Source organism: Variovorax brevis (assembly GCF_030317105.1).
Taxonomy (GTDB): Bacteria; Pseudomonadota; Gammaproteobacteria; order Burkholderiales; family Burkholderiaceae_C; genus Variovorax; species Variovorax brevis.
This window is the reverse complement of sequence record NZ_JASZYG010000033.1, coordinates 26,814-35,772: the sequence shown is the minus strand read 5'-3', so window position 1 is coordinate 35,772 and position 8,959 is coordinate 26,814. Positions and strand designations below refer to the sequence as shown.

Sequence of the window (8,959 nt, the reverse complement as noted above, 5' to 3'; positions counted from 1 at the left end):
CGTACAGTTTCATGTCGGCCTCCTTCAATGTGGACCATCGGTTGAACTGGAATCCAAACGATAGCCCCGTGAACGGAGGCCGACCTCGTGGGCTAGATGTTTATCAAGTTTCGAGGTCCAGCGGTTTGACGTCGGGCAAAGTGCCGAGGTCAGGTTTCAGGCGTTGCCGACGTTCAGTTTGATGACCACCGTCACTGCACTGACCGTAGAGATCGCAGCGAGATGCGCAAAACGATTCGTCGCCACCTTGGCGGCTTACCCCGATCTTCATTGCGCCATGGAAACCAAAGTTCTAACATCGTTGCCTCAACAGGAGGGTTCATGACAACGAATTCTTTGCTTCTTGATGTCGCGCTCCTGGCCGCTGCCAGCATGCTGGCAGCGGCCGGCGCCCGGGCCCAAAGCGGCGCGCACGAAGGGTCATGGCAAGCAACCTTCAAGACAGAGCGCGGCGCCGAACGCGACGGGACGGTTGTCATCAAGGGTGACGCCGGCACTTGGGACATGAACTCTCAAAATCGCAACGATCCCTGCGTGGGGCGCCAGTACCCGATCGCCATCAAAAAGGCTTCAGCCGACGAGCTCGAGTTCGTCGTCATGCGCGAGGCGACGCTCGCTGGATGCAAGGACACGACGATGCGCCTGAAATCAACGGATGGGACTACGTTCACCGGACTTCTCAATGGACGCGATTTCTCGATGAAGAAGAAATAGGCGCGACGCGGCAATCAATCTGTGAAAGGACGACATGACACCGGATCGCCTAACCTTTTCCGCCCTCCTGTTTGCCTTGTGTCTTCTCGGCCTGGGCTGCAACGCCCCTTTGGCAGTCGCCCAGCAGCCTTCCAGGCAGATCGACTTGCAAGGACACCGGGGTGCGCGGGGATTGGCGCCCGAAAACACCCTGGCGTCCTTCGCCACAGCCCTCAGTCTTGGAGTTACGACGCTCGAACTCGACATTGGCATTACCAGGGACGGTGTGCTCGTGCTCTCCCATGACCCAACACTCAATCCGGACATCACGCGCAATCCTGATGGCAAGTTCCTGGATGCCCGCGGTCCTGCAATTTCAAGCCTCACGTTCGAAGAGCTACAAAAATTCGATGTCGGCACACTCAAGCCAGGCACGGGCTACGCTCAACAATTCCCATATCAGAAAGCAAGCCCGGGGACGCGGATACCCCGTCTCACGGACCTGTTCGACCTCGTGAAGCGATCCGGAAATACGCAGGTACGCTTCGCCATTGAAACCAAGCTGTCACCTGCAGCCCCCAACGAGACTGTCTCCCCCGAAGTGTTCGCACGCGCTGTCATCTCGGCAATCAAGGACGCAGGCGTCGAAAAGCGGTCCTCCGTTTTGTCCTTTGATTGGCGAACTCTTCAGGTCGTGCAAAAAGAAGCCCCTGAGATCCCGACTGTCTACCTGACCATCGAACGCCGCAACACGAACAACACGACCAACCCGGCCTGGACGGCTGGTCACCTGATTCGAAACTATGGATCGGTTCCAAAAATGGTGAAGGCTGCAGGCGGACACACATGGTCGTCGGACTGGGAAGCGCTGAACAAGCCGCTGGTGCAAGAAGCCCAGGCGCTGGGCCTCACTGTCTTGGCCTGGACGGTCAATGATCCCCGGCAGATGGAGACCATGCTTGACATGGGCGTCGATGGGCTTGTAACGGACCGCCCGGATCTCGCCCGCGACGTCCTGCAGAAACGGGGCCTGTCCGTTCCGGATCCAACGCCGATCAGCCATCAACCGTGATGTTCAAGGTCAATGACTTAGTCTGACCTTCCGCCGACCAGCTGCAGGTACGCGGCGCGCGTGGCGGGCGAGACGGAGTCGAGCGCCAACTGGTACGAAGTCTTGTGCCGCGCCAGCAACCGCGCCGACGCGACCGTTTTCGAGCGGCAGAACCAGTGGCAGGTGTGCTGCATCAGGAACAGTTCCGCCGACATCATGAAAGCCTTGGCCTTGGGCTCCAGCCCGAGCCGGTTGGCGGCGGCGTTTTCGATGCCCCGGGCGTGGATGGCAAAGGCCTGCCGCGCATCGAAGGTGGCTGAAGGAAAGAGCGGGTCGGCCAGCGGCAGCTTGCTCACGCGGGCCTGCGTCGCGTCGACGCGCGCAAACCCGTCGGCAAAGCGCCGGAACTGCGCCGACAGGTCCTGCTCGGTGCCGGCGAGCACGTTCCAGATTTGCGCGCGGCGCTCGGGGTCGGCTTCGTCGAGGCAGCGAAGGTAGCCGTCGGTGAGCCGTTCCATGAGCTTCTCGATCTGGAAATTGCCCAGATGACTGCCCAACAAGGCGATGCGACGACGCTGGCCCCTGGCCCTGAAGATGTTGACGGCCAGCAGAAGCAGCCCGAGGCCCACGAGTATTTCCATGGGGCGCGAGTGTAGTGACCTCGCCCGGGCACCTCGGGAAACTCCGGGGAGTAGTGTCCCCAGGATTGTCGTTGGAACGACAAGGCAACGTCAAAGCGCAGACTTACATTCAGCCGCATCTTGGACACCAACCTCCACCGCTCCAACACCTTCCCGCGACTGCTGCTCGATCACGCAGCGCAGCGGCCCCAAGCGCCAGCCGTGCGCGAAAAAGACCTCGGCATCTGGCAGACCTGGACGTGGCAGCAAACCGCGCAGGAAGTGCGCGAGATCGCTTGCGGCTTGGCGAGCCTGGGCTTCAAGCCCCTGGACAACCTGGCCATCGTCGGCGCCAACCGGCCGCACCTGTACATGGCGGTGGTGGCGGCGCAGAGCCTGCGCGGCGTGCCGGTGCCGCTCTACCAGGACGCGGTGGCTTCCGAGATGGTCTTCATGCTCGACGACGCAGCCATCGAGTTCGTCATCGCCGAAGACCAGGAGCAGGTGGACAAGCTGCTCGAATGCCGCGAGCTGCAGCACAACACGCAGCACGGCCTGCGCCACATCATCTATGACGACCCGCGCGGCCTGCGCAACTACAACCAGCCGGGGCTGATCAGCTTCGACACGCTGCGCGAGCTGGGCCGTGCCTTCGATGCAGAAAACCCGGAGCACTTCGCGCAGGCCGTGGCCAGCGTCGAGCCCGGCGACGTGGGCGTGATCCTCTACACCTCCGGCACCACCGGCCGGCCCAAGGGCGTGTGCCAGACGCACGCGAGTTTCATCGCGGCGGGTCGCGGCGGCGTGGAGACCGACAAGCTCGGCCCGGGCGACAACATCATGAGCTACCTGCCGATGGCGTGGGTGGGTGATCACCTGTTCTCGGTCGCGCAGTGGCTGGTGGGCGGCTTCACGCTCAACTGCCCGGAGTCGGCCGAGACGGTGATGAACGACATGCGCGAGATCGGGCCGAGCTATTACTTCGGCCCGCCGCGCACGTTCGAAGGGCTGCTCACGGCCGTGTCGATCCGCATGGAAGACGCGGCCGCGCCCAAGCGCTGGCTCTATGCGAAGTTCATGGCGCTCGCGCAGCGCGTGGGTGCGGACATCATGAATGGCGCGACGGTGTCTTTCGGCGACCGCTTCATGTACGCCATCGGCAACGCGCTGGTGTACGGGCCGCTTCGCAACGTGCTGGGCATGAGCCGCATCCGCGTGGCGTACACGGCAGGCGCCGCGATTGGCCCGGACCTGTTCCGCTTCTATCGCTCCATCGGCGTGAACCTCAAGCAGTTCTATGGCCAGACCGAGACCTGTGCCTACGTCTGCCTGCAGCGCGACGGCAAGGTCAAGCTGCAGACCGTGGGCAGCGCGGCGCCGGGCATGGAACTGCGCATCGCGGACAACGGCGAGGTCCTCGTGCGCGGCGTTTCGGTGCTCAAGGAGTACTACAAGCGCCCCGACGCAACGGCCGAAGTGCTCGACAGCGAGGGCTACTTCCACACCGGCGACGCGGGCGTGCTGGACAGCGAAGGCCACCTGCGCATCATCGACCGGGCCAAGGACGTAGGGCGCCTGAATGGCGGCGCGATGTTCGCGCCCAACTACATCGAAAACAAGCTCAAGTTCTTTCCGCAGATCAAGGAAGCCGTGTGCTTCGGCAACGGCCGCGACGAAGTGTGCGCGGCCATCAACATCGACTACGAGGCCGTGGGCAACTGGGCCGAGCGGCGCGGACTTCCCTATGGCGGCTATGTGGACCTGGCGGGCAAGCCGGAAGTGCTGGCGCTCGTCGGCGAATGCATTGCCAAGGTCAATGCCGACCTAGCGGCCGAAGACGGCATGGCCGAAACGCAGATTGCGCGCTTTTTGGTGCTGCACAAGGAACTCGATCCGGACGACGACGAGCTCACGCGCACACGCAAGGTGCGCCGCGGTTTCATCGCGGAAAAATACGCGGTGCTCGTGGATGCGCTTTATGGCCGCAAGACCGAACAGTACATCGAGACCCAGGTGAAGTTCGAGGACGGACGACAGGGCGTCGTGAGCGCCACCCTGAAGATCATCGAAGCCAAGCGCTTCCCGGCGGTGAAGGCAGCAGCATGAAAATCGAAGCGCCCGCCACACTGGTTCGCGACCGCAGCGTGCTGCAGCCCGTCGTGCTGGATGTGCAGAACATCTCGCTGAGTTTTGGCGGCGTGAAGGCGCTCACCGACATCAGCTTCGACGTGCGCGAGCACGAGGTGCGCGCCATCATCGGACCGAACGGCGCGGGCAAGAGCTCGATGCTCAACTGCATCAACGGCGTGTACCAGCCACAGCAGGGCTCCATCACCTTTCGGGGCAAGACCTTCAAGCACATGAACTCGCGCCAGGTGGCCGAGATGGGCGTGGCGCGCACCTTCCAGAACCTGGCCTTGTTCAAGGGCATGAGCGTGCTCGACAACATCATGAGCGGGCGCAACCTGAAGATGAAGAGCGGGCTGCTGGCACAGGCGCTGCGCTGGGGCCCGGCGGAGCGCGAGGAGTTGCAGCACCGCGAATTCGTCGAGCACATCATCGACTTTTTGGAAATCCAGGCCTACCGCAAGACACCGGTGGGCCGCCTGCCTTACGGACTGCAAAAGCGCGTCGACCTCGGACGTGCCCTGGCCATGGAGCCGCAGGTGCTGCTGCTCGACGAGCCCATGGCGGGCATGAACGTGGAAGAAAAGCAGGACATGAGCCGCTTCGTGCTCGACGTGAACGACGAGTTCGGCACGACCATCGTGCTGATCGAGCACGACATGGGCGTGGTGATGGACATCAGCGACCGCGTCGTGGTGCTGGACTACGGCAAGAAGATCGGCGATGGAACACCGGATGAAGTGCGCAACAACGAAGACGTGATTCGCGCGTATTTGGGGACGGAGCATTGACATGACCTCCCCGCGTTTCTTCCTCCGGACTTCCTCCCTCTCCCTCCGGGAGAGGGCCGGGGTGAGGGCACCGGGCCTTCGAACATTCAGGGCGATGGAAAGGCCCATGCCCCTCACCCCAACCCTCTCCCCGGAGGGGCGAGGGAGCAAAACCCACCCTCGCCTCCTCTCCCCGGAGGGGCGAGGGAGCAAAACCTACCCTTGCCCCCTCTCCCCGGAGGGGCGAGGGAGCAAACCCCACCCCACCCCTCGCCCAAAGGGCGAGAGCGAAAGACACTGACCATGGGCTTCTTCCTCGAAACCCTCTTCGGCGGCCTCATGGTCGGGATGCTCTATTCCCTCATCGCCATCGGCTTCGTGCTGATCTACAAGGCCTCGGGCGTCTTCAATTTCGCGCAGGGCGCGATGGTGCTCTTTGCCGCCCTCGCGATGGCGCGCTTCTCGGAGTGGCTGCCGCACTGGCTCGGCTTCGAAAGCAAGGTGCTCGCCAACATCCTGGCCTTCATCGTCGCGATGGCGATCATGGTCGTCGTGGCTTGGCTCATCGAACGATTGGCGCTCAGCAAGCTGGTCAACCAGGAAGGCATCACGCTCCTGATGGCGACCCTGGGCATCGCCTACTTTCTCGACGGCCTGGGCCAGACGCTGTTCGGCAACGACATCTACAAGATCGACATCGGAATGCCGAAGGAACCGCTGATGGTGCTGGAAAGCACCTTCCAGGGCGGCCTTCTGCTGAGCCAGGAAGACCTGGTGGCGGCGCTCGTGGCTGCGGCCCTGGTGGTGGTGCTGGCCATCTTCTTCCAGAAGACGGCCACGGGGCGCGCGCTGCGCGCTGTCGCCGATGACCACCAAGCGGCGCAGTCGATTGGCATTCCGCTCAGTCGCATCTGGGTGATCGTGTGGTCGGTGGCGGGATTCTCAGCATTGGTGGCGGGGATCATCTGGGGCTCGAAGCTGGGCGTGCAGTTCTCGCTGTCGCTGGTGGCGCTCAAGGCATTGCCGGTGGTGATCCTTGGTGGGCTGACTTCGATTCCCGGCGCAATCATCGGCGGGCTGTTGATCGGCGTGGGCGAGAAGCTGTCCGAGATTTATCTCGGGCCGATGCTCGGTGGTGGCATCGAGATCTGGTTTGCGTACGTGCTCGCGCTGGTGTTCCTGCTGGTTCGCCCGCAAGGCCTGTTCGGCGAGAAGATCATCGATCGGGTCTGAACATGTTCTACAGAGAAAACGGCCAGTTCAAGTCCAGCTACCGCGCCGATCAGCAGATCTTCCCGATCCTGCAGGACCGCATCGCGATCCTCGCGTTGCTGCTCGTGGCTTTCATCGTCGTGCCGCTGGGCGTGTCCGACTACTGGATGCGCGCCATCCTCACGCCCTTCCTCATCCTGTCGCTCGCTGCGCTGGGCCTGAACATCCTCGTTGGCTATTGCGGCCAGATCTCGCTGGGCACCGGCGCCTTCATGGCGGTGGGAGCGTACGCGGCCTACAACTTCCAGGTGCGCATCGACGGCATGCCACTCATCGCATCGCTGCTGCTCGGCGGGCTGTGCGCCACGGTGATCGGCGTGCTCTTCGGCATTCCGTCGCTGCGCATCAAGGGCTTGTACCTTGCCGTGGCGACGCTGGCAGCGCAGTTCTTCACCGACTGGGCTTTCCTGCGCATCAACTGGTTCACCAACAACTCGGCGTCGGGCTCGGTGAGCGTGGCGGGGCTCAACGTGTTCGGCGTGCCGATCGAGTCGCCGGTGCAGAAGTACCTGTTCTGCCTCGTCTTCGTCGTGGTCTTCGCGCTGCTGGCCAAGAACCTGGTGCGCAGCGCCATCGGCCGCGAGTGGATGGCGATGCGCGACATGGACGTCGCGGCGGCCGTCATCGGCATTCGCCCGGTGTACGCCAAGCTCACGGCCTTTGCGGTGAGCAGCTTCATCGTCGGCGTGGCCGGCGGGTTGTGGGGCTTCATCCATCTCGGCGCGTGGGAGCCGGCGGCCTTCAGCATCGACCGCTCGTTCCAGCTGCTCTTCATGGTGATCATCGGCGGACTCGGCTCGATCATGGGCAGCTTCTTCGGCGCTGCCTTCATCGTGCTGCTGCCCTTGTTCCTCAACCAGGTGCCGGGCTGGCTCGGCTTCTCGATCTCGACGGCATTGGCCTCGCACCTCGAATTCATGATCTTCGGCGCGCTGATCGTGTTCTTCCTCATCGTCGAACCGCATGGCCTCGCGCGGCTGTGGTCGACCGGAAAAGAGAAGCTGCGCCTCTGGCCCTTCCCCCACTGATTTCAAACCTGCACCTCGACGTGCCCATTCCATCTGGAGACAAAACCATGAAGCTGAAATCAATCGCACTGGCCATTGCAGCGGTGTCCGCGCTGGTGGGCGCGGCGCCCGCCTTCGCGCAGGCCAAGGAGCAGTTCTTCCCGCTGCTGGTGTACCGCACCGGCCCCTACGCGCCCAATGGCACGCCGTGGGCCAACGGCAAGCAGGACTACATCAAGATGATCAACGCGCAAGGCGGCATCAACGGCGTGAAGATCAGCTATGAAGAGTGCGAAACCGGCTACGCCACCGACAAGGGCGTGGAGTGCTACGAGCGCCTGAAGGGCAAGGGCGCGTCGATGATCGACCCCCAAGCCACGGGCATCACCTTCGCGCTGACCGACAAGGCGCCTGCCGACAAGATTCCGCTGGTGACGCTGGGCTATGGCCTCTCGGCCTCGCAGGACGGCGGCGCCTTCAAGTGGAACTTCCCGCTGATGGGCAGCTACTGGACCGCGGCCGACATCCTGATCCAGCACATCGGCAAGAAGGAAGGCGGCATGGACAAGCTCAAGGGCAAGAAGATCGCCCTCGTCTACCACGACTCGCCTTTCGGCAAGGAGCCGATCCCGCTGCTGCAGGAGCGCGCGAAGATGAATGGCTTCGAGCTGTCGCTGATCCCGGTCACGGCGCCCGGAGTGGAGCAGAAGTCTGCCTGGCTGCAGGTGCGCCAGTCGCGGCCTGACTACGTTCTGCTGTGGGGCTGGGGCGTGATGAACTCCACCGCGCTGAAAGAAGCCGTGGCCACCGGCTACCCGCGCGAGAAGATGTACGGCGTGTGGTGGTCGGGCGCCGAGCCGGACGTGAAGGACGTCGGCGCGAATGCCAAGGGCTACAACGCGCTCGCGCTCAACACCTCGGGAACGCAGCCGAAGGTGATCCAGGACATCCTGAAGACGGTGCACGACAAGGGCCAGGGCACGGGGCCGAAGGAAGAAGTGGGCTCGGTGCTGTACACGCGCGGCCTGATCATCCAGATGTTCGGCATCGAGGCCGTGCGCCGCGCGCAGGAGCGCTTCGGCAAGGGCAAGGTCATGACCGGCGAGCAGGTGCGCTGGGGCCTGGAGAACCTGGCGCTGGACCAGAAGAAACTCGATGCGCTGGGCTTCTCGGGCGTGCTGCGTCCGGTGGGCACGTCGTGCCAGGACCACATGGGCTCGACCTGGGCACGCATCCATACCTGGGACGGCACGCAGTGGGGTTCGATGTCGGAGTGGTACCAGGCGGATGAGCAGATCATCAAGCCGATGGTGAAGACCGCTGCCGACAAATACATCGGCGAGAAGAAGCTGACGCGCCGCGACGGCGCCGATTGCCAGTCCTGATGAACTGACCGTGGCGGCCTTTGCGGGCCGTCAC

At 63.3% G+C, this 8,959-nt stretch carries 8 protein-coding genes; 7 read left to right on the top strand and 1 reads right to left on the bottom strand.

Features of this window, described 5'->3' with window-relative positions; all coding sequences use genetic code 11:
* Positions 1-222: 222 nt before the first annotated feature.
* Both QTI66_RS37145 and QTI66_RS37140 read left to right on the top strand, forming a co-directional pair.
* Complete coding sequence (locus QTI66_RS37145; protein WP_286565388.1) at positions 223-714, top strand: hypothetical protein; 492 nt, start codon at positions 223-225, stop codon at positions 712-714.
* Positions 715-748: 34 nt separating this feature from the next.
* Positions 749-1,765 carry a glycerophosphodiester phosphodiesterase gene (locus tag QTI66_RS37140; RefSeq protein WP_286565387.1) on the top strand — a complete coding sequence of 339 codons (1,017 nt, stop codon included), beginning with the start codon at positions 749-751 and terminating at the stop codon, positions 1,763-1,765.
* Between the two features lie 17 nt (positions 1,766-1,782).
* Here the strand turns inward: QTI66_RS37140 and QTI66_RS37135 are convergent, their stop codons facing one another.
* A complete protein-coding gene (locus QTI66_RS37135; protein WP_286565386.1) occupies positions 1,783-2,385 on the bottom strand; it encodes a hypothetical protein in 603 nt (200 codons plus the stop codon).
* Between the two features lie 120 nt (positions 2,386-2,505).
* Here QTI66_RS37135 and QTI66_RS37130 point away from each other — a divergent pair, with 120 nt between their 5' ends.
* The 5 genes from QTI66_RS37130 to QTI66_RS37110 all read left to right on the top strand — a co-directional run bounded on the left by QTI66_RS37130 (position 2,506) and on the right by QTI66_RS37110 (position 8,925).
* Positions 2,506-4,470, top strand: a complete 1,965-nt coding sequence (locus QTI66_RS37130) for an AMP-dependent synthetase/ligase (protein ID WP_286565385.1) — start codon at positions 2,506-2,508, stop codon at positions 4,468-4,470.
* Positions 4,467-5,282, top strand: coding sequence for an ABC transporter ATP-binding protein (locus QTI66_RS37125; RefSeq protein WP_286565383.1), 816 nt, complete (start codon positions 4,467-4,469; stop codon positions 5,280-5,282). The genes QTI66_RS37130 and QTI66_RS37125 overlap by 4 nt, the downstream gene beginning before the upstream one ends.
* A 282-nt stretch (positions 5,283-5,564) precedes the next feature.
* A complete protein-coding gene (locus tag QTI66_RS37120) occupies positions 5,565-6,494 on the top strand; it encodes a branched-chain amino acid ABC transporter permease (RefSeq protein ID WP_286565381.1) in 930 nt (309 codons plus the stop codon).
* A 2-nt stretch (positions 6,495-6,496) separates the two neighbouring features.
* The gene (locus tag QTI66_RS37115; protein ID WP_286565380.1) at positions 6,497-7,561 is read left to right on the top strand and encodes a branched-chain amino acid ABC transporter permease; all 1,065 of its coding nucleotides are present in this window, start codon (positions 6,497-6,499) and stop codon (positions 7,559-7,561) included.
* A gap of 47 nt (positions 7,562-7,608) precedes the next feature.
* On the top strand, positions 7,609-8,925 hold the full coding sequence (locus QTI66_RS37110; RefSeq protein ID WP_286565379.1) for an ABC transporter substrate-binding protein: 1,317 nt from the start codon (positions 7,609-7,611) through the stop codon (positions 8,923-8,925).
* Positions 8,926-8,959: the final 34 nt, after the last annotated feature.

Excerpts from the sequence above, each read along its gene's own strand:
- QTI66_RS37135 (WP_286565386.1), bottom strand. The coding sequence starts at position 2,385 with ATGGAAATACTCGTGGGCCTCGGGCTGCTTCTGCTGGCCGTCAACATC.
- QTI66_RS37110 (WP_286565379.1), top strand. The coding sequence starts at position 7,609 with ATGAAGCTGAAATCAATCGCACTGGCCATTGCAGCGGTGTCCGCGCTG.
- QTI66_RS37120 (WP_286565381.1), top strand. The coding sequence starts at position 5,565 with ATGGGCTTCTTCCTCGAAACCCTCTTCGGCGGCCTCATGGTCGGGATG.
- QTI66_RS37140 (WP_286565387.1), top strand. The coding sequence starts at position 749 with ATGACACCGGATCGCCTAACCTTTTCCGCCCTCCTGTTTGCCTTGTGT.
- QTI66_RS37125 (WP_286565383.1), top strand. The coding sequence starts at position 4,467 with ATGAAAATCGAAGCGCCCGCCACACTGGTTCGCGACCGCAGCGTGCTG.
- QTI66_RS37115 (WP_286565380.1), top strand. The coding sequence starts at position 6,497 with ATGTTCTACAGAGAAAACGGCCAGTTCAAGTCCAGCTACCGCGCCGAT.
- QTI66_RS37145 (WP_286565388.1), top strand. The coding sequence starts at position 223 with ATGCGCAAAACGATTCGTCGCCACCTTGGCGGCTTACCCCGATCTTCA.